At 35.1% G+C, this 26,353-nt stretch carries 23 protein-coding genes and 1 other annotated feature; of the genes, 2 read left to right on the plus strand and 21 right to left on the minus strand.

Features of this window, described 5'->3' with window-relative positions; genetic code table 11:
* Nucleotides 1-241: 241 nt before the first annotated feature.
* The 6 genes from LD272_RS19480 to LD272_RS19505 form a co-directional block, all read right to left on the minus strand.
* Nucleotides 242-1,693: a M23 family metallopeptidase gene (locus LD272_RS19480; protein WP_226038275.1), complete on the minus strand. Its 1,452-nt coding sequence runs from the start codon at nucleotides 1,691-1,693 to the stop codon at nucleotides 242-244.
* Nucleotides 1,694-2,062: 369 nt separating this feature from the next.
* Nucleotides 2,063-3,349, minus strand: coding sequence for an adenylosuccinate synthase (locus LD272_RS19485; protein ID WP_226038276.1), 1,287 nt, complete (start codon nucleotides 3,347-3,349; stop codon nucleotides 2,063-2,065).
* Between the two features lie 219 nt (nucleotides 3,350-3,568).
* On the minus strand, nucleotides 3,569-4,954 hold the full coding sequence (dnaB, locus tag LD272_RS19490; RefSeq protein ID WP_226038277.1) for a replicative DNA helicase: 1,386 nt from the start codon (nucleotides 4,952-4,954) through the stop codon (nucleotides 3,569-3,571).
* Nucleotides 4,955-5,002: 48 nt separating this feature from the next.
* Entirely contained in the window at nucleotides 5,003-5,449 is a 447-nt protein-coding gene (gene rplI / locus LD272_RS19495) for a 50S ribosomal protein L9 (protein WP_226038278.1), read from the minus strand.
* Nucleotides 5,446-7,419 carry a DHH family phosphoesterase gene (locus LD272_RS19500; RefSeq protein WP_226038279.1) on the minus strand — a complete coding sequence of 658 codons (1,974 nt, stop codon included), beginning with the start codon at nucleotides 7,417-7,419 and terminating at the stop codon, nucleotides 5,446-5,448. Before LD272_RS19500 ends, rplI begins: the two co-directional genes overlap by 4 nt.
* Nucleotides 7,420-7,448: 29 nt before the next feature.
* Nucleotides 7,449-8,393, minus strand: a complete 945-nt coding sequence (locus LD272_RS19505) for a YybS family protein (protein WP_226038280.1) — start codon at nucleotides 8,391-8,393, stop codon at nucleotides 7,449-7,451.
* A gap of 473 nt (nucleotides 8,394-8,866) precedes the next feature.
* Here LD272_RS19505 and LD272_RS19510 point away from each other — a divergent pair, with 473 nt between their 5' ends.
* Nucleotides 8,867-9,661 carry an HAD family hydrolase gene (locus tag LD272_RS19510; RefSeq protein ID WP_226038281.1) on the plus strand — a complete coding sequence of 265 codons (795 nt, stop codon included), beginning with the start codon at nucleotides 8,867-8,869 and terminating at the stop codon, nucleotides 9,659-9,661.
* A gap of 46 nt (nucleotides 9,662-9,707) precedes the next feature.
* Here the strand turns inward: LD272_RS19510 and serA are convergent, their stop codons facing one another.
* The 8 genes from serA to LD272_RS19550 form a co-directional block, all read right to left on the minus strand.
* Nucleotides 9,708-11,294 carry a phosphoglycerate dehydrogenase gene (gene serA / locus LD272_RS19515; RefSeq protein ID WP_226038282.1) on the minus strand — a complete coding sequence of 529 codons (1,587 nt, stop codon included), beginning with the start codon at nucleotides 11,292-11,294 and terminating at the stop codon, nucleotides 9,708-9,710.
* Between the two features lie 155 nt (nucleotides 11,295-11,449).
* Nucleotides 11,450-11,673 (minus strand) — a binding site (T-box leader).
* A gap of 373 nt (nucleotides 11,674-12,046) precedes the next feature.
* The gene (gene rpsR, locus LD272_RS19520; RefSeq protein ID WP_153737990.1) at nucleotides 12,047-12,277 is read right to left on the minus strand and encodes a 30S ribosomal protein S18; all 231 of its coding nucleotides are present in this window, start codon (nucleotides 12,275-12,277) and stop codon (nucleotides 12,047-12,049) included.
* A 21-nt stretch (nucleotides 12,278-12,298) separates the two neighbouring features.
* A complete protein-coding gene (gene ssb, locus LD272_RS19525; RefSeq protein WP_226038283.1) occupies nucleotides 12,299-12,781 on the minus strand; it encodes a single-stranded DNA-binding protein in 483 nt (160 codons plus the stop codon).
* 15 nt (nucleotides 12,782-12,796) lie between these two features.
* The gene (gene rpsF, locus LD272_RS19530; RefSeq protein WP_226038284.1) at nucleotides 12,797-13,087 is read right to left on the minus strand and encodes a 30S ribosomal protein S6; all 291 of its coding nucleotides are present in this window, start codon (nucleotides 13,085-13,087) and stop codon (nucleotides 12,797-12,799) included.
* A 182-nt stretch (nucleotides 13,088-13,269) separates the two neighbouring features.
* Nucleotides 13,270-14,370, minus strand: coding sequence for a redox-regulated ATPase YchF (ychF, locus tag LD272_RS19535; protein ID WP_226038285.1), 1,101 nt, complete (start codon nucleotides 14,368-14,370; stop codon nucleotides 13,270-13,272).
* A 237-nt stretch (nucleotides 14,371-14,607) separates the two neighbouring features.
* Nucleotides 14,608-14,802: a DUF951 domain-containing protein gene (locus tag LD272_RS19540; RefSeq protein ID WP_226038286.1), complete on the minus strand. Its 195-nt coding sequence runs from the start codon at nucleotides 14,800-14,802 to the stop codon at nucleotides 14,608-14,610.
* 2 nt (nucleotides 14,803-14,804) lie between these two features.
* On the minus strand, nucleotides 14,805-15,695 hold the full coding sequence (locus tag LD272_RS19545; RefSeq protein WP_226038287.1) for a mechanosensitive ion channel family protein: 891 nt from the start codon (nucleotides 15,693-15,695) through the stop codon (nucleotides 14,805-14,807).
* Between the two features lie 38 nt (nucleotides 15,696-15,733).
* Nucleotides 15,734-16,759, minus strand: coding sequence for a YkvI family membrane protein (locus LD272_RS19550; protein WP_226038288.1), 1,026 nt, complete (start codon nucleotides 16,757-16,759; stop codon nucleotides 15,734-15,736).
* A gap of 88 nt (nucleotides 16,760-16,847) precedes the next feature.
* Between LD272_RS19550 and yyaC the strand changes: the two genes are divergently transcribed.
* A complete protein-coding gene (gene yyaC / locus LD272_RS19555; protein WP_226038289.1) occupies nucleotides 16,848-17,441 on the plus strand; it encodes a spore protease YyaC in 594 nt (197 codons plus the stop codon).
* Nucleotides 17,442-18,272: 831 nt separating this feature from the next.
* On the opposite strand, the gene LD272_RS19560 is transcribed toward yyaC, so the two are convergent.
* The 7 genes from LD272_RS19560 to mnmE all read right to left on the minus strand — a co-directional run bounded on the left by LD272_RS19560 (nucleotide 18,273) and on the right by mnmE (nucleotide 26,318).
* Nucleotides 18,273-18,980, minus strand: coding sequence for a DUF554 domain-containing protein (locus tag LD272_RS19560; protein WP_226038290.1), 708 nt, complete (start codon nucleotides 18,978-18,980; stop codon nucleotides 18,273-18,275).
* Between the two features lie 289 nt (nucleotides 18,981-19,269).
* Complete coding sequence (locus LD272_RS19565) at nucleotides 19,270-20,112, minus strand: ParB/RepB/Spo0J family partition protein (RefSeq protein WP_226038291.1); 843 nt, start codon at nucleotides 20,110-20,112, stop codon at nucleotides 19,270-19,272.
* The gene (locus tag LD272_RS19570) at nucleotides 20,084-20,866 is read right to left on the minus strand and encodes a ParA family protein (RefSeq protein ID WP_226038292.1); all 783 of its coding nucleotides are present in this window, start codon (nucleotides 20,864-20,866) and stop codon (nucleotides 20,084-20,086) included. The genes LD272_RS19565 and LD272_RS19570 overlap by 29 nt, the downstream gene beginning before the upstream one ends.
* 198 nt (nucleotides 20,867-21,064) lie before the next feature.
* Nucleotides 21,065-21,922: a nucleoid occlusion protein gene (gene noc, locus LD272_RS19575; protein ID WP_226038293.1), complete on the minus strand. Its 858-nt coding sequence runs from the start codon at nucleotides 21,920-21,922 to the stop codon at nucleotides 21,065-21,067.
* A gap of 342 nt (nucleotides 21,923-22,264) precedes the next feature.
* Entirely contained in the window at nucleotides 22,265-22,978 is a 714-nt protein-coding gene (rsmG, locus tag LD272_RS19580; protein WP_226038294.1) for a 16S rRNA (guanine(527)-N(7))-methyltransferase RsmG, read from the minus strand.
* 20 nt (nucleotides 22,979-22,998) lie between these two features.
* Entirely contained in the window at nucleotides 22,999-24,891 is a 1,893-nt protein-coding gene (mnmG, locus tag LD272_RS19585) for a tRNA uridine-5-carboxymethylaminomethyl(34) synthesis enzyme MnmG (protein ID WP_226038295.1), read from the minus strand.
* A 50-nt stretch (nucleotides 24,892-24,941) separates the two neighbouring features.
* The gene (mnmE, locus tag LD272_RS19590) at nucleotides 24,942-26,318 is read right to left on the minus strand and encodes a tRNA uridine-5-carboxymethylaminomethyl(34) synthesis GTPase MnmE (RefSeq protein ID WP_226038296.1); all 1,377 of its coding nucleotides are present in this window, start codon (nucleotides 26,316-26,318) and stop codon (nucleotides 24,942-24,944) included.
* Nucleotides 26,319-26,353: the final 35 nt, after the last annotated feature.

Consider the following 26,353-nt stretch of genomic DNA (forward strand, 5'->3'; position numbering starts at 1 on the left):
CCTCTCCTTTTCCTTTTGTCTCGACAACTTTAGGATAACAAAAGAGAGGGGAATGAGTGTATTTTTTTGACTTCTTTTAAAGCCTTGATAGAACTGAGGACACCACCACATTTAGTATAGAGCCAAATTTAGTGTTTTGAATGAAACGAAAAACCCTTGTAACTTATTTAAAGTAACAAGGGTTTAACTCTATTTTCGAGTGGGTATAGATTATTATACTGATGAAAAAATCTATCCGTTTTTAAAATACATTTGCCGGATTCACTCGGCTACCATTTTTATAAACTTCAATGTGTAAGTGAACGCCTGTAGAATTACCTGTACTTCCCATTACTCCAAGTTTTGATCCTTTAGTAACTGTTTGACCAGAACTTACACTAAGAGAAGATAGATGTGCGTATATTGTTTTATAACCATTATTATGATTAATAACTACTTTATTTCCATATCCGCCGCTATCCCAACCAGCAGATTCGACTACTCCATTGTCCGCTGCTAGAATCGAACGATTACTTACGCCTGCAATATCCATTCCTTTATGATAAGAACCCCATCTTGGACCCATATGGCTAGTTACTCTACCACCAACAGCAGGCCAACCGAATTGTCCAGAACCACGTGAGGGCACGACTTTTGTTCCTTTAATAACAATATCTTTAACAGGTTCTTTTGTAGTCTCTTCATTAACTACTTCTCTAGATACTACTTGTCCATTTCGTTTTTCAATAGCATATTGAACTTTCTTTTTACCGTTTTGACCCTCTTGTTTTATTTTAGTGTCACCTTTATAAAGGTCATCCGATTCAACTACTTCTTTTTCAAAAGCTATTGTTTCTTCAACTAGCTCTTCTTGTATAACGATGACATCCAAAAATGGCTTATACTCTGTAACATTAATTTCTTGACCGATTTGTAGGATTGAATCCTCAGTAAGTGATGGGTTTAATTGTAAAAGCTTTTCAGCACTTAAATCATACTTACTAGCGATTTTTCCTAGGACTTCACCTTTTTCAACTTCATGTTTTTTATCTTCTAACGTTCCTTTTTTCAATAGTGTTTGTCCTTCTTTTTCATTAAGTACCTCTTGGGGTGAAACTTTTTGGGTAGAATATGAAACTTCTTCTGATAATTGTACGTCTATTATTTGAGAATCACCGATAGATAAAGTTAATTCTATTTCTTGATCTTTTTCTTTGGCAACCTCTATGCTTTCAAGGACTTCTTGATCTACGTAGTTTGCTTTATACTGACTTAAGGTGTCTTCGGCAGTTTCTTTATTCTTAAAGTAACCTAGGACCTTATCACCTATTTTTACTTCATGTGCATTTACTTTTATAGAAAGTTGTTCTTCAGCTGCATCAATAACTTTTTGGGTAGAAGTAACTGGGTCAAATACTTTCTCCTCAACGTAGGTAATCTCTTCACCCACCGTTAGAGAATAATCGTCATAGTTTCCTTTTTGCTCATTGAGCATATCGTCTATGTAGGATTGAATTACTTGTTTATCATCAACCATTCCTACATGTTCACCATCTATATATACATGAAAGATTGTGTCCAAAGCAGAATCATCCGCATGAACAACTCCAAATGTAAGTCCAATACCAAGACATGTTGTTAGTGCTATTTTTTTAAAAAATCCATTAGAGTTATTTTTAACTCTTGGATGAACTTTTGTTCTATTATTCTCCATGTTTTGTTATGTTCCTCCTATTACCTATCTATAATTCTGTTAAAAAATAGGTATTTATCACTAATCTATTATTACCTACTATAATCTAACATAATAATGATAGATAATTAAACCGTTTTTGAATAATGTAATGTAATTGTATAATAAGTTCCAAAATTTACCATTTTAAATACGCGTTTTTAGTTGTTATCTGTACTATTAAGTCCAATTTTTGTGTTTATTGTCTTGAAATGTTTCAACTATATTACAGTGGTTTTATACAAAAACCGGAGAAAAGATTGTAATTTTTAGGTTAAATGTAACTTTAATTAGAAAATCCCATAATTAAAAAGGCATGGACAGCGAGTACCGCTGTCCATGCCTCTTTAATTAACTATAGACACTTCTAACCACATTTGTCTGTGTTCGATCTGGTCCCACTGAAAATACAGAAAGTGGAATACCTGTCAATTGAGATATTCTCTCTAAATAGTGTCTTGCATTCTCAGGTAATTGATCTAAGCTTTTCACTCCGGTAATATCTTCAGTCCAGCCTGGCATTTCTTCATAAACCGGCTCACACTCGGCCAAAACTTTTAGACTTGCCGGAAATTCATCCATCAATTCTCCATTATAACGATATGCTGTGCAGATTTTAACCTTTTCAATCCCGGTTAGAACATCAATTGAGTTTAACGATAAGTCAGTTATTCCGCTCACTCTTCGCGCGTGACGGACAACCACACTATCAAACCAGCCGACACGACGTGGCCTGCCTGTTGTAGTCCCATACTCTCGTCCTACTTCTCTAATTTGATTTCCAACTTCATCATCTAATTCAGTTGGAAATGGTCCATCACCAACTCGCGTAGTGTATGCTTTAGATACCCCAACAACATGGTCGATTTTTGATGGGCCCACGCCAGAACCAATCGTAACTCCTCCGGCAATTGGGTTAGAAGAAGTAACGAATGGATATGTCCCTTGGTCAATATCAAGCATTACTCCTTGTGCACCCTCAAATAATACCCGTCTTCCTTCATCTAATGCATCATTTAATACGACTGAAGTGTCACAAACATATTTTGCAATTTGTTGACCATAATCATAATATTCATCTAGAATATCTTCTACCTGAAATGGTTGTGTTTCATAAACCTTTTCAAACAAACGGTTTTTTTCTCTAATATTCTGTTCCAATTTCTCTTTAAACGTTTCTTTATCAAGTAAATCTGCAATACGAATACCAACGCGGGCCGCTTTATCCATATATGCTGGGCCGATTCCCTTTTTGGTTGTCCCTATTTTATTAATACCTTTTTCTTCTTCTTGGAGTTCATCCAATTTTAAGTGATAAGGTAAAATAACATGTGCACGATTGCTAATTCTCAAATTATCTGTACTAACATCCCTATCATGCAAGTACTTTAATTCTTCTAAAAGTGCTTTAGGGTCTATTACCATTCCATTTCCGAGCACACACGTCTTATCATTAAAAAAGATCCCTGAGGGAATCAAATGTAATTTATATGTAATTCCATCAAATTTAATCGTATGACCAGCGTTATTACCACCTTGATATCTGGCAACAACCTCTGCATTCTGTGAAAGAAAGTCTGTTATTTTTCCTTTCCCTTCGTCACCCCATTGGGTTCCTACAACAACTACTGAGGACATACAGGCACCTCCGCCAACTTTTTTTGTATTTTAAAGACAACAAACTAATTTTATCAATCAAAACGAATAAAGTCAATCATATTAACGAACGTTTTATAATTCTATCAATCTTTCGTTCGTAATTGTAAGGTTATTGGCTTCTCACAGACTTGAGATTTAAAAAATAGATAGCTAGCCATAAAGAAAATGGTTAGCTATCTATTAAGAAGGTAGTAAGGACTATGCCCCACTAGCTACACTTGCTCCAACAGGTGGGACATCACTTTCTGAATATCGGTGGTCTAAATCTACGAATTTATTATACTCTTTGACGAATGCTAATTCGACAGTTCCAATTGGACCATTACGCTGCTTCGCTAAAATTATTTCAATAATATTCTGTTTCTCTGACTCTTGGTCATAATAATCATCACGATACAAAAATCCAACAATATCAGCGTCTTGCTCAATACTTCCTGATTCACGTAAATCGGACATCATCGGACGTTTATCTTGTCTTGATTCTACTCCACGAGAAAGCTGAGAAAGAGCAACAAGTGGTACATTCAGTTCTTTAGCAAGCCCTTTTAAAGACCTAGATATCTCAGATACCTCTTGTTGGCGGTTCTCTTTTGAATTCGCACTTCCTTGTATTAATTGCATATAATCAATCAAAATCATCCCTAAGCCATGTTCTTGTTTTAACCTACGACACTTAGTTCGTATTTCATTAACTCTAATTCCTGGGGTATCATCAATGAAAATCCCTGCATTAGAAAGGCTTCCCATCGCCATTGTTAACTTGCCCCAGTCTTCAGCTTCAAGAGTACCATTACGTAATCGTTGAGCGTCTATATTACCCTCAGCACATAACATACGAGAAACTAACTGATCAGCGCCCATCTCTAAACTAAAAATCGCAACATTCTCATTTGTTTTAATTGCAACATTCTGAGCAACATTTAATGCAAACGCTGTTTTACCAACAGATGGTCTAGCTGCAACGATAATTAAATCATTGCGCTGGAACCCGGATGTTATTTTATCTAAATCTCTAAATCCTGTGGCTATACCAGTAACATCTGAGTTGTTGTGCTGCAATTGCTCTATATTATCATATACATCAATCAGAACATCTTTAATATTTTTAAACGCCCCTGAGTTTTTTCGATTAGAAACTTCAAGGATTGTTTTCTCTGCATCGTTTAAAACCTCATCAACCTCTTCTTCTCTAGAAAATCCTGATGTAACAATGTCAGTAGCTGTTCTGATAAGTCTTCTTAATAGTCCTTTTTCTTCAACAATTCTACTATAATAGACAACATTGGCAGCGGTAGGAACAGAGTTTGCTAGATCACTAAGATAGGAAACACCGCCTATTTCATCTAAGACTTTCTCATTTGCAAGTAACGTCGTCACAGTGACTAGATCAATCGGCTCACCTTTGTCTGATAGACTCATCATAGCACCAAAAATTCGTTGGTGACTTGCACGATAGAAATCAGTAGGAATTAATAGCTCTGAAACACTTGAAAGTGCTTCAGGCTCTAAAAATATAGCACCAAGTACAGCCTGTTCAGCTTCAATATTATGGGGCGGTGTACGGTCATTCCATAATTCACTCATGCATCTCTGCTCCTTTCCTCTAAATTAAGGGAGCTTATCCCCACATCCTTACTCTTCTATAACATGTACTTTAATAGTACCCGTTACTTCAGGATGAATTTTAACTGGAACATTTGTATAACCTAAAGCTCTAATAGGGTTGTCCATTTCAATTTTCCGTTTATCCATCTTAATATTGTTTACTTTCTTTAATTTCTCTGCAATTTGTTTACTTGTAATAGAGCCAAACAAACGTCCATTTTCACCGGATTTTGCTTTTAATTCCACCGTAATACCTGCTAATGTTTCTTTTAAACGATTAGCTTCATCTACTTCTTCTTGCTCTAATTTCTCTTCTTTATTTTTCTTAGCTTCATGAGCTTTCATATTTCCGCTTGTTGCCTCTACAGCTAAATTGTTTTTTAACAGGTAGTTTCTAGCGTAGCCTACTGATACATTCTTCACTTCGCCTTTTTCGCCTTTACCCTTTACGTCCTCAATAAAAATTACTTTCATTCTGATTTGCCTCCTTCAAAATAGTCGTCAATAATATCTTTTAATTGCTCACAAGCATCTTCAATTGTTGCACCTTCTAATTGCGTTGCTGCGTTAGTTAGATGACCTCCACCGTTCATTTTCTCCATAATAATTTGGACATTTACATCACCTAGAGATCTAGCACTAATTCCTATTCTGCCATCTTTTCTTTCAGAGATTACAAACGAAGCACCAATCCCACTCATAGTAAGAAGTGTGTCAGCTGCTTGGGCAATCACGACAGGCCCAAATGTCTCTCCTACTTGCCCTAACGCTATTGCAATTCCATCACGATAAATAGTTGTATTCTCTATTAGATGACTACGTCTCACATAAATATCAAGATCTTCCTTCATGAACTTTTGCACAAGTATAGTGTCTGCACCCTTAGATCTTAAATAGGATGCCGCATCAAATGTCCTTGATCCAGTACGCAACGTGAAACTCTTTGTATCGACAATAATTCCTGCAAGTAATGCAGTCGATTCTAACATATTCACTTTTAAGTTCTTTGGTTGGTATTCAAGTAATTCTGTCACTAATTCAGCAGTTGAAGACGCATATGGTTCCATGTACACAAGTGTTGGCCTATCGATAAATTCCTCCCCACGTCTGTGGTGATCAATAACAACTACATGCTCCGTTTTACTTAAAAGCTTTGCTTCGGCTACCATTGATGGTTTATGTGTATCAACAACAACTAATAACGTGTTTTTAGTGACTATATCAAGTGCATGGTTTGGTTCAATGAAATTAGACCATAGCACATCATCGTCTCTTATTGCTTCAATTAATCGCTGTACACCCGTGTCAATATCATCAGAGTCGAGCACAATTCGACCTTCAACTCCATTTGCCTGAGCTACTTTTAATATTCCAATTGCAGCACCAACCGAATCCATATCTGGTGACTTGTGTCCCATAATTATAACTTGGTCGCTGTTTTGAACTAGTTCCTTTAAAGCGTGGGAAATAACCCTTGCTCTTACTCTTGTTCGCTTCTCCATTGGATTTGTTTTTCCTCCGTAGAAACGAACCTTACCTGATTCCTCTTTAATAACTACTTGGTCTCCACCACGGCCTAAGGCAAGGTCTAAACTAGATTGTGCTAATTCGCCTAAAGATGGTATTGAATCACCTTCTAAACCAACACCAATACTAAGTGTCAGTGGCACATTTTTATCAGATATTAACTCCCTTACTTCATCTAGAATTTCAAATTTAGTTTTCTCTAATTTGTTTAAAATTTGTTGATTCATAACGGCTAGAAAGCGCTCTTGAGATATCCGTTTTAAATATATTCCGTTGCCAGATGACCACTCATTTAAAATAGTAGTCACTCTCGAATTAATGTTACTTTTCGCTGTATCATCCATTGCTTGAGTTATTTCTTCATAATTATCTAAGAAAATAATACCTAAAACTGTTTGCTCGTTATGATATAGGTTTTGAATTTCTGTTTGCTTTGTTCGATCAAACAAATAAAGCAAACGTTCATCCCTCTTTATTGAAGTTTGAAATTGATATCCATCTAATCTTAACCAGACTTCATTTTTTTCCTCTTTAATTTTTGAAATGACGTCTGGCGAAAGTCCATTTAATGATTTTCCTACGAGTGTATCTTCCTCTGCAAACTGGTTCATATATGGATTTGTCCATTCTATCATATAATCTTCACTAAAAAGAACAATCCCAATAGGCATCTCAAGTAACGCCTCTTCACCAACCTTTTTAACACGGTAGGATAATGTTGTAATATATTCTTCTGTTTCTGTTATTTTATTTTGTTCAGATTTAATACTATTGTATAGCGACGCAACTAAAAACACAGTCATAATCAACCCTAAAAACCATTGGTAATACCAAAGAAAGATTAATAATACTAATGATAAAGAGTAGATGATTAATAAATGATTACTCATAGTTGGCTTTTTAAAAAAATCTGGCATGTCATTCAGCTCCTACGTTATAATCTGAGCTATTTCTTAGCATTCGACAATCGATCTCTTAAAGAAAAACCTAAGTCAATTATACCTAAAATTCTCATCATATAAAGTCCTATAAAAGGTAAAAGAATAGCAACTAATATAGTAATTATTGGTATTGCTTTTGTAAGTTTTTTTGTATAAGTATAATACAATATAAAAGAGAAACCCTGTAATGTGATTAGTAAACCAACTAGGTTTGTTACATTAATAATTACTTGGTAAAAAGGACTTCCTGAGTCGATGTTAAACCATGTAAAGAGAATTGCAATAAAGTAAACCCAAATAATCACTTTAGGTAATACAAAGTCTCTAAACGGCGGAAAGCGCAAACCAAGCCCATCTAAACGATTAAGCACCTTAAATCCAAGCCACTGCGTAATGAAACCTAAAATCATTGATACTATTACAAGTATTACAGGTAATAAATTTAAAAATTGTTCCATTTGTTGTGTTAACATTTCATGATTTTCTGTTGAAGTCTCTAACCCAAACTGTTCCATCATTTCTTCACTAGTCGCAATTGAATCATTAATTATTAGTTGAAATTCACTGGATAAATTAATAGTAAATATCACTTGCACAAAGATATAAATAAAAACAAATCCTAAAACAAACCCCAGGGTACCTTTCGCCCATACTTCATACGGTGTTACCTTTTGATGAATAGCACTTCCTATCAGAATGCCACTAAAGCCTGTTAGTATTGTTAATGGAATAGATACATTCATTGCAACGATCGATGCAAATAGTAAAACGATAAGAAGTAATATACTAGATGACTTCCACCCATGACGAGCAGAAAAAATAATAAAGGGTATTGGCAATAGAAATATCGTGACAACCTCTATAAAAGGTACGAGTATTGTTAAATAAAGTAATAACAGATATATACCACCAAATAGTGCACCCTGTTTAACTAAGTTCTTTTCAAGCATGAAAATGACTCCTCTTTTTATTAACCGATCTAAGATAAGATATCAAACACATCTATTTATGAAACAAAAGACTTATTATGATACCATTCTAATTTTCTTGTTAGAAAAAGCACAGCTTTCGCGCTGTGCTTTTATAATTAAGGTTAACTAGTATCCACGATTTTCTGTAGTGTATCTCACTAATAGATTATAAACGATATATAGCTATTTTTACAAATCTTAATCTTTTCCAGCTAGGATGAATTTATTTTTTATTTAGTATTAATTTAAAACTATATGCGAAAGTTGTATTGCGTATTCATCTTATATATAGTTACTAAATTGTAGTATTAGTTGTCTAGATTTAATAGCTAATTTAATTTAAACTAGATATAGTTCAGTCAATTTCAAAATTACAATATCAAGCACTATTCCAACAACATATAGTTGGAAATTGATTAAATTGTAATAATTAATTTAACGGGGGCTTACATATGATAAATGCTATTTTCTTTGATTTAGACGACACACTTCTTTGGGATAAAAAAAGCGTCAAACAAGCCTTCTTAGTTACCTGCCGTCTAGCAGAACAAAAGCATGGTGTGAAACCAGAAACCTTAGAAAAAGCAGTTCGATCTGAAGCAACAAAACTTTATAAAACTTATCAAACATATCCATTCACACAAATGATTGGCATTAACCCTTTTGAAGCTCTTTGGGGGAATTTTCTAGATGAAAATAATAATAATTTTCGAGAAATGAAAAAAATAGTTCCTACTTATAGAAAAATGTCTTGGACAAATGGACTATCAGCTATTGGGATTGATGATCCAGCACTTGGACTTGAATTAGCAGAACAGTTTCCTATTGAGCGACATAAACATCCATTTGTTTACGAAGAAACCTTTAGTGTTTTAGATAAACTAAAAGAAGATTTCCAACTATTATTACTTACTAATGGATCACCCGACTTACAACACACCAAACTTAAAATCACTCCAGAGTTAAAGCCATATTTCGATCATATTGTCATCTCTGGTGATTTTGGTCGAGGTAAGCCAGATCCAGAAATATTTAACTATGCCCTTAATTTAATATCTAAACCTAAAGAGGAAGTTGTTATGGTTGGCGATAATTTAATGACTGATATTCTCGGGGCAAACCGCGCCGGAATAAAAACGATATGGATTAACCGTGAGGAGAAACCACGGAGTGAAATTACTCCTACCTATGAAATAACCGATTTAAATGACATTTTCCCTATACTCCAAAAAAATAATCAAAAGTAACAAATAGCGGCCACCATTCCAAATGGAATAGCGGCCGCTATTTTCTTTACAAATCAATTGCAGTTACAGCATAAATATCTGAAAGCTCGTTTATTTTCTCTAAATCCACTTCATCTAGAACCTTATCAATGGTTAACATCATAATTGCATCTCCGCCGATATCAGATCTTCCTACCTGCATTGTGGCAATGTTAATATTCTGTTCAGCTAATAAGCTCCCTACTCTTCCAATTGCACCAGGTTGGTCCTTGTGTCTAATAAAGACAAGGTGACCTTGTGGCACCACATCTACGCTGTAATTATCTACTTTAACGATTCTGGCACCAAGCCCATTTAATAACGTTCCTGATACAAGTCTCGTTGCTGTTTTTGTTTTAACCTCAACAGTTAGCAAGTTAGTGAATCCTTTTGTTGAGCTAGATTTATGCTCGTTTACCGTAATGCCTTTCTTATCTGCTATGAAAGATGCATTTACGTCATTTATATGCTCACCTAGGTGTCGCTTCAGTAAACCTTTCAATGTATTCCGTGTTAATGGCGCAACTTCTACTTCTGCTAATTCTCCTGAATAATAAATATTAACTTCTTCAATAACATCTTGCGTTAATCGAGTTAAGAACGCTCCTAGTTTTTCTGATAAATAAAAGTATGGTTCGATTTTCTTCATAATTTCTTTAGGTACAGACGGCAGGTTAACAGGATTTCGTGCAAGGCCTCCAGTTAGAAAATGAACAACATCATCACTAACATCAATTGCAACATTTTCTTGAGCCTCTACTGTACTTGCTCCTAAGTGGGGTGTAGCAATTACCTCTGGAAGTTCTAATAATTTATGATGAACGGCAGGCTCCTCCTCAAATACATCGAGTGCTGCTCCTGCTACTTTTTTATTTAAAATTGCTTCATATAAGGCATCCTCATCAATAATACCACCACGGGCACAGTTGACAATTTGGACTCCATCTTTCATCATTTTGAATGCTTCTGCATTTATCATGTGTTTTGTTTCTTTTAGTAACGGCGTATGAACTGTAATAAAATCAGCCTTACGGATTACTTCCTCAACCGTGCCGTAATCGACACCCATGTTATTTGCCTTTTCTTCTGTCAAAAAAGGATCATAAGCTATTACATTCATTCGTTGACCCTTCGCTCGCGCGGCAACTTCAGCACCTATTCTTCCAAGTCCTACTACGCCTAAAGTTTTATTCTTTAGTTCTACTCCAACATGTGATTTACGATCCCATTTCTGGTGCTTTAGTGCGTAATAAGCTTGAGGTATTTTTCTTGCCAATGACATAAGCATCGCCATTGTATGCTCAGCTGCTGAATTTGTATTGCCATCAGGTGCATTAACAACGATAACTCCAAACTCGGTAGCGGCATCCAAATCTATATTATCGACACCAACTCCAGCTCTACCGATAATTTTCAAATTAGTAGCATTACTAATTATCTCTCTCGTAACCTTTGTTTGACTACGTACCAAAAGTGCATCATAATTTCCTATTACCTTTATTAATTCTTCGTTACTGAGATTTGTTTCCATTGTTACTTCAATATCCTTAGCTTCTCGTAAGGGTTTAATACCATCTTCACTTAAAGGATCACTAATTAAAACTTTCAATACCATAATTAAACCTCCTAATTTAATGTGTTCTTGTTTTAGAATTTCACTATAACTAGCATGTTATCTATTTTGAATACTTCTTGTTTAACAATTAGAACCAAGATCAATAATAACTAATCTTTCATTAAAGACAAAAAAACTTCCCACCCCTTAACTTAGTAAGGGGCGAAAAGTTTAACTCACGCGGTACCACCCTTTTTCGCTGCTAATTAACAACAGCCTTCATTGGCGCCATGCATAACGAGCATGCTCCGAACAGATCTACTACTATTCAATCCGTCTATTCAGAAGTGCCATCTATCGATAGAAACACTGATTTTCACCACCCATCAGTTCTCTGAAGTTTCATATTCAATAAATTTATCTTCATCTACATATTTATTAATAATTTTGAATTTTCATTTATGATAGCAGAATTAAAAAGATTGTCAACATATTTAACAAAAAAATTATTTTGTAAGCGTTTTTAATTTAAGTGATTAATATAAGTACACAAGGAAACCTTTTAGAGATTGGTCAAAAAGTCACCATGAAAAGCGTCGAATATCTTCGTTGCCGAACAAAAACAAAAGTCGTGTCTAGATTGCTCTGGGCATTGTTACAGAGAGGCTTGTCTTAAGACCTCAGGCGGGGTATCCGCCTGAGGTTGACACGGCCTAATCCTCTGCAAAAAATTATCCACACGAAACCAATTTCATCATTTCCTAAGTAACAAGAAAAAGCCCCCTTAGCATTTGCTAAAAGGGCTTCTTATTTTACTCGCTCACATACGGCAATAATGCCATTTGACGAGAACGCTTGATTGCTCTAGTTAATTTACGTTGATATTTTGCAGAAGTTCCAGTTACACGACGAGGAAGAATCTTTCCGCGTTCAGAAACGAAACGTCTTAGCAAATCAACGTCTTTATAATCGATGTGCGTAATACCGTTCGCTGTGAAATAACACACCTTACGACGTTTTGCACGACCACGACGAGCTGCCATAGGAATTACCTCCTTTTTGATTTAAAATGGTAAATCATCATCCGATATATCAATAGGTTCTCCGTTGTCTTTAAACGGATCCTGTTCATTCTGATTTGCATAATCATTGTTGTTATTGTTAGGTCTGTTTTGGTTCTGATTCGGTTGGGATCCTGATGACGCTTGTCCTCCACCTTGAGAAGAACCCTTTGTTTCTAAAAATTGCACAGTATCCGCTACTACTTCAGTAACAAATACTCTTTTTCCATCCTGACCTTCAAAACTACGTGATTGTAAGCGTCCATCTACTCCAACTAAGCTACCTTTATTCATAAAGTTTGCTAAGTTTTCTGCTGCACGTCTCCAAACCACACAGTTAATAAAATCAGCTTCTCTTTCTCCTTGTTGATTAGAAAAAGGTCTATTTACAGCTAAGGTAAAGTTGGCTACTGCCACTCCATTTGGTGTATAGCGTAGGTCTGGATCCCTCGTTAACCTGCCGACGAGTACGACACGATTCAACATCAGAACCACTCCTTTTTATTGGTCATCTGTGCGAATAGCCATGTGACGAATAATATCATCAGAGAATTTTGCTTGACGATCAAATTCGTTTATAGCTGTTTCATCACCTTCAAAGTTAATTAAAGTATAGTATCCATCACGAAAATCGTTGATTTCATAAGCAAGACGCTTCTTGCCTTTTTCTTCAACCTTTTCAATTTCCGCACCATTATCAGTAAGGATCTTGTTAAAACGCTCTACTAAAGCAGTTTTAGCTTCTTCCTCAATGTCTGGGCGGACGATGTACATGATTTCATATTTTCTCATCCGTTTGCACCTCCTTTTGGTCTTAGCGGCCCCTTTTGGTAAAAGAGCAAGGAGTAATAATGTTAATTACTCACAATGTATAATTTTATCAAAGTATCTGGCAAAGTGCAAGTACCTTTATAAAATATACTGGTTTGTTCGCTAAAATGCTTTATGAAAATTTAATATAAGCGATCTTAGACTTACACATTAAAACGGAAATGGATTACGTCACCGTCTTGCACCAAATATTCTTTACCCTCTAGCCTAACTTTACCTTTTTCTTTAGCAGCAGCCATCGTGCCGCCGTCAACAAGATCGTCATAGGAAACTGTTTCAGCTCTTATAAAGCCTCTTTCAAAGTCAGTATGAATAATTGCAGCCGCCTGTGGTGCTTTTATCCCTTTTGTAAAGGTCCAAGCTCTTACTTCTTGTTCACCAGCTGTAAAATAAGTAGCCAATCCTAAAAGTTGATAAGTAGCTTTAATTAACTGGTCAAGACCAGATTCAGCAATACCTAGTTCTTCTAAGAACATCTCTTTTTCTTCACGATCAAGCTCAGCAATTTCTGATTCAACCTTCGCGCTAATTACGATTACTTCTGCTTGTTCGCTAGAAGCAAACTCCCTCACTTTACCTACATGAGGGTTTTTATCTGCTTCTAACAACTCATCTTCTCCTACGTTAGCTACATATAGTATCGGTTTATTTGATAGTAAATGAAGACCTTTTACTAGCTTTTCTTGATCCTCAGAAAAGTCCACAGCTCGTGCCGGTTTTTCATCTTCAAATGCTTCTGTTAACTTAACAAGCACATCGTATTCTGCAGCTGCTTCTTTATTTTTTTGTTTTGCCAATTTCTCAACACGCTGCATTCTTTTAGTCACTGTTTCAAGGTCAGCTAATATTAACTCTAGGTTGATCGTTTCAATATCCGAAATAGGATCAACAGTTCCAGATACATGTGTAATATTTTCATCTTCAAAACAACGAACCACATGACATATTGCATCAACCTGTCGAATATGAGAAAGAAATTGGTTTCCTAAACCTTCCCCTTTACTGGCGCCTTTTACTATACCTGCAATATCAGTGAATTCAAATGCAGTTGGTACTGTTTTCTTTGGTTTTACTAATTCAGTTAGTTTGCCTAAACGGGAATCAGGAACATCTACAATTCCTACGTTAGGATCTATTGTACAAAATGGATAATTTGCCGATTCTGCCCCTGCTTGTGTTATTGCATTGAATAACGTAGATTTTCCTACGTTAGGTAAACCGACAATTCCTGCTGTTAATGCCATTAAAACTTCCACTCCTTAAGGATACTGCTCATATGAACGTTTCAGTCAATCTTAATTATAGATACACTTGTACAAAATGACAAGCAATCTAAATAAGAAAATACGGATAGTAACTACCCTCATTTTCTTAATTTCCTCTTAACTATTTTAGAAAAGCTGTTTCTTTTCAGCTTGAAAATCTAGTTTTTCTTAAGTTTAGAAATTAATTTAAGATTTATGTTTCACGTGGAACAATTTTTATTCTGATCTTTCTAATACCTTTTTTAATTTACTTTCGAATTTACGACGAGGGATAAGGACACTATGTCCACATCCTTCACACTTAATTCGAACATCCATCCCCATTCGAATGATTTTCCACCGATTTTCTCCACAAGGATGTTGTTTTTTCATTTGTACAATGTCATTCATTTGATAATCTTTTTCTGACATCTTTACTCACCCCTATTAATTGAGTCCATACTATCGTTATCTCTAGAATACATTACTAATCTAGGCAATGGAATGTCTATTCCATTCTGATCAAAAGTTGTTTTGACATCTTTCCTTATAATTCGAGCCATTCCCCAATGTTCCATAGGACTAACTTCAGCTATAATTCTAAGTACAAGATGAGAGGTATCTAGTGTTTGAACTCCAAGAGACTCTGGTACATTTATCAACTGAGGATATTTACTTGGCATTTCAGCTAATAATGCTTCAATTACTTTTTCCGCTTTTGCTATATCAGTTTCATACGGAATATTAACATCTACGACTGCAATACTATTATGAATCGAATAGTTGGTTACCTGTTGTATATTACCATTTGGAATAATGTTTAGCTCACCTGTCCAACTCATAATCTTTGTTGTTCTTAAACCAATCTCTTCAACTATCCCCTCTACACCAGATGTTCTGACATAGTCACCAACTGAAAACTGATCCTCAAAGATAATGAAAAAACCTGTTATAATGTCACGCACAAGATTTTGAGTTCCAAAGCCTATTGCTAATCCAGCAACTCCAGCACCAGCTAAAAGAGCACCAATTGGGATGGTCAAAGTATCCAATACCATTAGAAAAGCAGTAAAATAAACAATATAACTTAATGCATTTTGAACAAGTTTTTTAAGAGTATTTTCTCTTCTTTCTGTAATTCGGAATGGTCCACGATCCCTTTTCCGAAATAATCGATTTACTACAGAAGTTCCTATCCGGACAACTAAGACAGCAAGAATTATGATAAGTAAGATTCTAAATAAACCATTACCAAAAGTAATCCACAAATCAGGACCGGATATACTCTCCCACAATTCGTTCCATTGACGTTTTATTAAATCCACTTCTTTTCCTCCAGCACTTAATCTATATATATATTCTATCATTTCTGCCCTATTTTGTACCGATTTATAATTGGATATAAAATAATGGATGAAAGTACATATAGATTAAGCAAGCCATATAACGGATAGAGATATTCTATTAAAGTAGAAAAACCGATTCTAGTTAATGGAATCATAGCTATTAATGTAAGTGCAGCAAGCATCCACAAAGGAGCGTCGACTATACTTCTAATTCTTGTTACTAAACCTAATGTTCCAGATACAGCAGTTGTGAAAATTGCAAACCATAATAAAATTGTAATAAACACAAACATACCATAGGGATAGTGTCTCAATATCGCAAACAAGGGTATCTCATACAATAACACTTGATCAGATATTTGAATTAAACTATTGTTATAAATATATGAAATAGTACCTAATATCAGCCCACTACCTAAACTAGCTATCCATAGTTCCCCTTTCCCCTTTGTTTGATTACCTATCGCACCAAGTACCGCTATAAGCGGCAATATATTTAGAGCAGTAAATGTAAAAGCAGCTGTCCAATTTCGTTGCTTATTAAGATCCGGAATAAATGATAACTGCTGTTGTATGGAAAAAATCACTAACACTGATAGTAATCCAACTATTAATAACGGTAAGATAACACTATTTAGTGAAAGAACCCCCTTGATATCCCAAACAAAAATTAATATTAATGGAAATACTATTAACAGGACGCCCCACCAATTCGGGAAGTGAAAAGCTTCTAATGTTGCACCACTCCCTGCTAACATAATAACCGTTGTTGTAAATAAATAAATAATAATCATACCATCATATAAATAAGCTAGCTTATCACCTACAAGGATCCTTAAAACTGGTAAGTAGTGCGTTGATTGGTTTTCATGACTTACTTTTAAGATGACAAAGCAGCAAAGAGAAAATAAAATGGTGAATAATAGTATAGCTAGTCCACTTTCATTGCCAAAAAATTGCCAAAGCTCCCTGCCAGAAGCATAGCCCGCTCCAATCGTCGTACCAATAATTAAAAACATCCATTTAAAACCAGAGCTCCACATATTCTTTCCTCCACATTCTTTTTTCATGACGTATAGATTTAAATAAAAATTCGTATACTAATACCATTATGTTTGTGGAGGAGAAGCTATGAATCTAATGAATAAATTTTCTTCTGAGGAGGAAAGATTTAACTATACTGACCCTATTGTTTCTTTACAAATTAGGGATTCTATTTTAAAAGTACTTCCCTACTATCGAAGGGATATTATTGTTGTCTGCATTGGAACAGATCGTTCTACTGGAGATGCGTTAGGACCATTAACTGGTACATTAATAAGTGAAAGAAAAATTGATAACTTTACTGTGTTCGGAACACTAGAAAACCCTGTACACGCTGTTAATTTAAATGAAAAACTAATGGAAATAAATAATATTTATAATAAACCTTTCATTATCGCCATTGATGCTTGCCTAGGAAAAGCAAAATCGATTGGTACAATTGTTACTGCGAGAGGTCCTATAAAGCCTGGAGCTGCACTTAAGAAGAAATTACCTGATGTTGGTGATATGCACGTGACTGGTATTGTAAATATTAGTGGTTATATGGAGTACTTTGTTCTACAAAACACACGACTTCATACAGTGATGCAAATGTCTAAAAAAATAGCAGACTCCTTTCATTTATTGGATAGTTCCCTAACTATAATTCAGAATAAAGCAAATCATTTTTCTACAACTTAGATGAATCAAATGATAACGAATTATATTAAATAACTTTAGTTATTTAATTAACTTTAATCACTTCTGAAAATTTCTCGTCCTGTCTTTAGCAGTGAATTTTTATTTCCTAACTTCTATCCTTCAATTAATAACAACCTATTAATAAAAAGGATTTTTTCATAAGTTTTGTTGCTTTTAAATCGTCGCAGTTGATAGAAAATGCGACGTAACTTTTGCTTTTTCCACTCTTTCTAAAATGAGTGCTAAATTCAGCGCTGCGGAAATACACTTCGCTTTCCGCGGGTGGCTGCTGAGCCTCCTCGTGCTTGCGCACTGCGGGGTCTCATCTATGCCTTTCCTCCCGCAGGACTTGAATAGACATCCTTGAATCTTCATCGCACGCAGAAAATTCGGTTTGTGAATTTTCAAGGAGTCTTCGTGTATTTCCTCCGCTTAGAATAGCTTTTTGTTCAAGTGGGAAAACCCCCACGAAATGTTGTTTTTTACGGTGTATTGGCACTCATTAATCAGAACACCCATGTCCAGCGTAGGCAGAATACGAAGACTCCTGTGGGAACAGCAGGAGTTCGAAGACCCCGGAAGAATCGTTTTTTGATTCTGAGGAGGCTGAGGCCGTGCCCACGGAAAGCGAAGTATTCTGACGAAGCGATCGTAGACCACTCGATTCAATTAGAGTGAAAGATAGCAAGTCCAAGTTCATGAAAAGTTACGTCGGAGTCTATAGTATTTGTGTCAAAAACAACAAGTATTTTTGTTAGACGAGTAGCTTTGGTACCAACCTTTTAGAAACAGCCTAACAAAAAAAGTGCCAGTCATAAACTAGCACCTCTCTCACAATGTAATATACATATAAATATAGTAAATTAACCCCACCGTTAATAATGCTGGCAATAAATTTGCTACTCTTATCTCTGTTAACTTTAATAGATTTAATCCGATAGCAACAATTAGTAAGCCACCTGTTGCTGTCATCTCAGTGATGAAACCATCTAGAAACACCTCTGGAAGCCAGTTCTCTATTTTAGTAGCTAACAAGGCTATTGTTCCCTGGTAAAGAACAACAGGAATTACAGAGAAAACTACCCCTATTCCTAATGTCGTTGTTAATACCAATGATACAAATCCATCTAATATGGATTTTGTTAACAACACTTCATGGTCGTTGCGCAAACCACTATCTAGCGCTCCAATGACAGACATAGCCCCAATCACAAAAATTAGTGTTGCGGTAATGAAGCCTTGTGCTAATGTAGAATCCTCGTTCGATTTTGTCTTAATTTCTATCCATTTACCTATGTTATTCAATTTTCTTTCTAAATGAAAAAGTTCACCTAGTATTGCTCCGGTTAGTAAACTTAATAATACAATTATAATATTGGAAGTTTGAAATGCCATTTGAAATCCAATTAATAAAACCGACAATCCAATTCCGCTCATAATTGTTTGTTTGTAACGTTCCGGAATTTTAGTGAAAAACAATCCAAACATTGTCCCGACTATAATACACAACCCATTTACTAGAGTCCCAAATAAAGCCATATCTACATCTCCATTTACGAATATAACTTAACTTCTTTTTTAAGAAGAATTTCTAACTAGTTGATGACTTCATTGCTTTCTTTTTTCTTGGGTTCAGTTAACCTAAACCAGGCAATTCAACTCTAATACTTCTTCGTCTCCTCTAACATAGACTTGTTACTAGAATAAGCATTTCAATCAACAGTTACTAATTGTTTCACGTGGAACAATTCTCTTTGAGATATAAAAGATCTGACTTTAAGATAATTATCTTAAAGTCAGACAGTTAAACAACAATATATTTTTATGATTAATTTGATTGGAACATGTCAAGAATTCTTTCTAAATCCTCTTCAGAAAAAAATTCAATTTCTATTTTCCCCTTTTTCTTGCCTTTATGAATGGTTACACCTGTTCCTAAATGATCTCTTAAAATATTTTCTCTTTCAACAAGAAAAACATCCTTTTTAGGCTTTTGACTCTTTGTTTGAGGTGCATTTTCATTGATTTTTATAATAAGTTGTTCCACTTGTCTTACATTTAATTGTTCTTTTCTGATCTTATCAACCAAGGGTATTAATTTTTGTTTATCCTTTAACCCTAGTAAAGCTCTACCATGACCCATTGTTAATTCACCATTGTTAATTAAAGCACTAACATGTTCAGGTAAAGATAGCAGTCTAACTAAGTTCGCAATGTGTGACCTACTCTTACCAAGTCTTTTAGACAAATCTTCTTGCGTTATCTTTAATTCTCTCATTAAGTTAGAATATGCATAAGCTTCTTCAATCGCGGTCAAATCTTCTCTTTGTAAATTCTCAAGTAATGCCAGTTCCATCATGTTTTCATCTGTTAATTCTTTAATAATTACAGGAACTGTGTCCAACCCTGCTTCTTTTGCAGCACGAAACCTTCTTTCTCCCACTACAATTTCATAGCCCTTTATACTTTGTCTTACAATTAAAGGTTGTAATATGCCGTGTTGAATAATAGATTCTTTTAATTCATCTATTGCATCTGCACGAAATGTTTTTCTAGGTTGGTATGGATTTGGTCTACATTCTTTAACTGAAATGTCTTGAACAGACTCATCTTCAATTGTATCTAACTCAGGAAAAAAAGCATTAATTCCTTTCCCCAACCCTTTCGCCATTCGCGATCACTTCCTTTGCTAATTCTAGATAAACCTGCGCGCCTCTAGATTTCGGATCATAAAGAATAATAGGTTGTCCATGACTTGGTGCTTCTCCAAGTCTTATATTTCTAGGTATAATTGATTGATAAACTTTATCTCTAAAATACTTCTTCACTTCATCGATTACTTGAATACCAAGGTTTGTTCTTGCATCAAACATCGTAAGTAAAACGCCTTCAATCGCTAATTGTTTATTCAAATGTTTTTGAACTAGACGTATTGTATTTAAAAGTTGGCTCAAACCTTCTAATGCATAATATTCACATTGCACAGGAATTAACACACTATCAGCCGCTGTTAATGAGTTAATTGTTAATAAGCCTAGTGATGGTGGACAGTCTATAATTACAAAATCATAGTCATCTTTTACATCATCGATGGCCTTCTTAAGTCGCACTTCTCTCGAGATTGTTGGTACTAGTTCAATTTCCGCACCTGCTAGCTGAATAGTAGCTGGAATAATATCTAAATTTTCTACACATGTTGGAACACAGACTTTCTCAGCTTCTAAGTCTTCTACTAAAACATTATAGATACACTGATCCATGTCAGCTTTATTTATTCCTACTCCACTAGTAGCATTACCTTGAGGATCAATATCAACTAATAATACTTTGTGATTTTGATATGCTATACACGCACTTAAGTTTACTGCGGATGTGGTTTTTCCTACGCCACCCTTTTGATTCGCAACGGCGATTACTTTTCCCATGCTGTCACCTACCTACTTTTAACTCTTTATTATCCATTCTATCATTTTTTATATAGATTGGACTACTTTTAATAGATTTGTAATAAAAAAACTAAAAATATCGTCGTATTTTGTTATTATTGTTCATTTGTCTAACTAAAATAGTTATAAAACAATGAAAAACACCCATCTTATAAAGTAAAGATGGGAGATTTGTTTTTAATTTTTCTTTTTTGGAATTTTTATTGTTATTTGATAATAGTCTTCATGATCTTGTTCATCTGTTTCCAAATCTATTCCTGTATCAGTCACCATACTTAACGATTGTCTAATCGTGTTCATAGCGATTCTCATATCTTTATTAATTCCCTTTAATTTAGGTCTTTTCTTTTTCGGTTTGTCTTCAAAAAGTTTTGCTATTTTCTCTTCCGTTTGTTTAACATTTAAATCCTTCTCTATTATTTCCTCTAAGATTTTAATTTGAATATCAGGTTCTTTTAATCCTATTAAAGCTCTAGCGTGTCGTTCAGTTATTTTCTTCTCTAAAACTGCTTGTTGTACTTGTTCAGGTAGCTTTAATAGTCGCAGTTTATTGGCAATAGTGGACTGACTTTTTCCCAGTCTTTGTGCTAATGCTTCTTGTGTCAAACCGTGAATTTCTAGTAAACGACCATAGGCCATTGCCTCTTCAATAACTGTTAACTCTTCACGCTGTAAGTTTTCAATTAGAGCAACAGAAGCGGTTTCTGCATCGGACATATCTCGCAAAATTGAGGGAACATTTTCCCATCCAAGAAATTGGACAGCTCTCCACCTACGTTCCCCAGCAATTAATTCATAACCACTTTGCCCTTCATCAATCTTTCTGACAACTATAGGTTGAATCATACCGTGTGTATGTATTGTTTGAGCAAGTTCCTCTATCTTTTCTTTGTTAAAGACAGCACGAGGTTGATAACGGTTTGCTTCAATCTGATTGACAGGTATTTGAATAACTTCATCTGGAGGATATTCGGGATCTATTTTTTCTTCTGACTTATCACCTACGCCAAATATTCGGCTGAAAGGGTGTAACATGTTCAGACACCACCTTTTTATGCATTCCTAGGTTATCTATGTTTCTACCCCCAGCATAAATGTTTCACGTGAAACATAGGAGTTTTAATCAACTTACCCTATTAAATATATTAAACGAAATGTATTCCTTCTATTATTCTATCATATTTCTTAAAATATGAGTATGATTGAACTTAGTTTATTTTGATAAAAACAACATCTATTAAAAAATATTCCGTCAACAAAATAAGTACTTTAATTATGCTACTGCTTTTAATAGCATCAAGTACATATATTATGTTTTATATACTTTGTTAGCAAAAGAAAATTTTAAGACTTTCCTGTATCGGAAAGTCTTAAAAACTATAACGGAATTTTATTGGGTACGCCTGGTTTTCTCGGATATTTATTTGGTGTTTTTCTTTTCTTGTTTATTATCGCTATATTTCGCTCCCCGTTATTATCGGGTAAATCGAACTTATGCACTTGTTTACTTTCTCCACCTAATAGATCTAAAGCTGATTTAGAATCTTGCAACTCTTCTTCTAGGTTCGGGCCCTTCATGGCAATAAAGGTGCCATTTTGCTTGCATAAAGGTAAACATAATTCACTGAGTACGGACATTCTTGCCACAGCCCTCGCCATTACTAGGTCAAAAGTTTCTCTAAATTTACTATTTTTACCAAAAGACTCTGCTCTATCATGGTAGAAAGACACTCCTGATAGCTCTAATTGATTAGCAAGATGGTTTAGAAACGTAATTCTTTTTTGCAAAGAATCTACAATTGTTACTTTTATATTAGGAAAGCATATTTTTAGTGGGATACTCGGGAAACCAGCACCGGCTCCCACATCGCATACATGTATTTCCTGTGAAAAATCGAAATAAAAAGCAGCCGTAATGGAATCATAAAAGTGCTTTACATACACTTCTTTTTTTTCAGTTATTGCAGTTAAATTCATTTTTTCATTCCATTCGACAAGTGTTTGAAAATACATGTCGAATTGTGATATTTGTTTATCGGACAACTCTATCCCTTTTTCTTTTAATAAAGCACAAAATGTATTTACTTCCATACAGATAATCAATTCCTTCTTTAGTATTCGTTGGAAACTCGAGCAATTTTTCCTTGTTCTATATATACCAGTAAAATAGAAACATCTGATGGATTGACTCCTGAGATTCTAGATGCTTGACCGACTGACAAAGGACGTACTTTTTTCAGCTTTTGTTTGGCTTCTGTTGCTATTCCACCAATGTCATCATAATCTATATTATCAGGGATTACCTTGTTTTCCATCTTTTGCATGCGTTCTACTTGTTGATTAGACTTGTCGATATACCCTTGATATTTGATTTGAATTTCCACTTGTTCTTTTACATCCCAAGTCAAATCGAGAGTTGCTGGAGTTAACTTCTCAATCATTTCATATTTCATTTCAGGTCTTTTTAATAAGTCAACTGCTCTGACAGCCTCCTTAAGTGCTGTGCCACCCGCTTCCTCAATTATTTTTTGGACTTCATCAGTTGGTTTTAGCATCACATCTGTTAACCTTAGCTTTTCTTCCCCAACTAATCGATTTTTTTCTAAGAATGACCGATATCGTTCTTCACCAATCATTCCTAAATTATATCCAATTTCAGTTAATCTGATATCTGCGTTATCGTGCCTGAGAAGTAACCTGTACTCTGCTCTTGAGGTAAGCAAACGATAAGGTTCATTTGTGCCTTTCGTAACTAAATCGTCAATTAACACGCCTATATAAGCCTGAGAACGATTAAGAATGAAGGATTCTTTATTAAGTGCTTTTGAAGCAGCATTAATACCTGCCATTAGACCTTGTCCAGCCGCTTCTTCGTAACCAGATGTTCCATTAATTTGACCAGCAGTAAATAATCCTGGGATATTCTTCACTTCTAATGTTGGCCATAATTGTGTCGGAACAACAGAATCGTATTCAATTGCATAGCCCGCTCTCATAATTTCTGAGTTCTCTAAGCCTGGAATGGTTCGCAGCATCTCTCTTTGCACAAACTCTGGCATTGAAGTTGACAGGCCTTGAACATATATTTCTTCCGTATTTCTACCTTCAGGTTCCAAGAAAATTTGGTGTCGTGGTTTATCATTAAACCTAACCACCTTATCTTCAATCGAAGGACAATAGCGAGGTCCTGTTCCCTTGATCATTCCTGAATACATAGCAGATAATGCTAAGTTCTCATCAATTACTTTATGGGTAAACTCATTTGTATAAGTTAACCAGCAAGGAATTTGATCAAGTATCGCGTCTTTTGTTTCATATGAAAAGTGTTTTGGATCATCATCTCCAGGTTGAATTTCAGTCTTGGAGTAATCAACGGTGTGACTATTCACTCTTGGAGGTGTACCAGTTTTAAATCGTACTAGATCAAAACCTAGTTCTTCCAAATGCTCAGATAACTTTACAGAAGCACGTTGGTTGTTTGGTCCACTTTCATACGATAAATCTCCAATGATAACTCGACCACGCATAAAGGTTCCTGTTGTAATTATGACAGATTCTGCATAGTAGGCTGCTTTGGTTTCCGTAATAACACCCTTGCATTCGCCGTTTTCAACAATTAATTTTTCTACCATTGCCTGTCTCAACGTAAGTTTTTTCTCATTTTCCAAGATACTTTTCATTTCTTGTATATATAATGGTTTATCAGCTTGGGCACGTAAAGCGCGGACAGCTGGTCCTTTTCCTGTATTCAACATCCGCATTTGAATATACGTTTTATCAATCACTTTACCCATCAGACCACCAAGAGCATCGATTTCTCTTACTACAACACCTTTAGCAGGTCCACCAATCGATGGATTACACGGCATAAAGGCAAGCATATCTAAATTCAACGTAAGCATTAATGTTTTAGCTCCGCGACGAGCAGCAGCAAAAGCAGCCTCACACCCTGCGTGACCGCCACCAATGACAATTACATCGTAATGTCCAGCATCATAAGTCATATTGTTGACTCTCCTTTTTAGAGGCTTTATAACCTCTTCAATAATAAGTATTACTTACCTAAGCAAAACTGTGAAAATAATTGATCAATTAAACTTTCCTGTACAGTATCTCCAACAATTTCACCTAAAAGCTCCCATGTCCTAGTAACATCAATTTGAACTAGGTCAATTGGCATTTTGTCCTCAATTCCATTAATTGCATCTGTTAAAGATTGCAAAGCCTGTTTTAACAGTTGAATATGTCGAACGTTTGAAACATAAGTAAGATCTCCTACATCTAACTCTCCTGCAAAAAAGGTATCTGCAATTGCTGTTTCAAGTGCATCAATCCCCACTTCTTCGATCAGTGCAGTAGTAATAACAGGACGACCATTTGCATAGTGTTTTATTTTATCTATATCAATTTTCTGATCTAAATCTGTTTTATTTACAATGACAATAATATCTAAATCTTCGACAACTTTAAATAAATTGAGATCTTCCTTAGTTAATTCTTCTCCATAATTTAATACCAGTAAAATTAAATCAGATTCTTTTAAAACTTGTCTCGATTTCTCTACACCGATTCGTTCAACGATATCTTCTGTTTCACGAATACCAGCAGTATCAACCAAACGTAAAGGTACACCACGAATGTTAACATATTCTTCGATGGCGTCACGAGTAGTACCAGGAATATCAGTAACAATTGCCTTGTTTTCATGCACTAAAGCATTCATCAATGATGACTTACCAACATTAGGTCTACCTATAATTGCTGTTGAAATACCTTCTCTAAGTATTTTACCTTGCTTAGCCATCTGTAATAAACGTTCTATTTCGACATAGACCTGATTGGTCTTTTTAACCATCATTTCAAGTGTCATTTCTTCAACATCATCATATTCAGGATAATCAATATTAACCTCAACATGTGCAACCGTTTCTAGTAGTTCTTGTCTTAAACTTTGGATTAATTTTGATAATCGACCATCCATTTGTTTTAGAGCAACATTCATTGCTTTATCAGTTTTAGCACGGATTAAATCCATTACCGCTTCAGCCTGCGATAAATCAATTCTTCCATTTAAAAAAGCTCTTTTTGTGAATTCTCCTGGTTCAGCTAATCTCGCACCTTCTGCCAAAACCAGTTCTAAAAGTCGATTTACAGAAGCAAGTCCCCCATGACAGTTTATCTCAACCACGTCTTCACGTGTGAATGTTCGTGGTCCTCTCATTATTGTAACCATTACTTCTTCAGCTACTTCGCTGGTACTCGGATCAATTATTTTCCCATAATGAATCGTGTGTGAATTCACACTTGTTAAATCATTTCCTTGAAACAATTTATTTGAAATCTTAACTGCCTCTGGACCACTCAATCTTACAATTGCAATTGCTCCTTCTCCAATTGGTGTCGATATTGCAGTTATTGTATCTGTATCCATTTTTCCACCCCCAAAGTACATTCCTAGTTGATTAT

Source organism: Aquibacillus saliphilus (assembly GCF_020404745.1).
GTDB classification, from domain to species: Bacteria; Bacillota; Bacilli; order Bacillales; family Amphibacillaceae; genus Aquibacillus; species Aquibacillus saliphilus.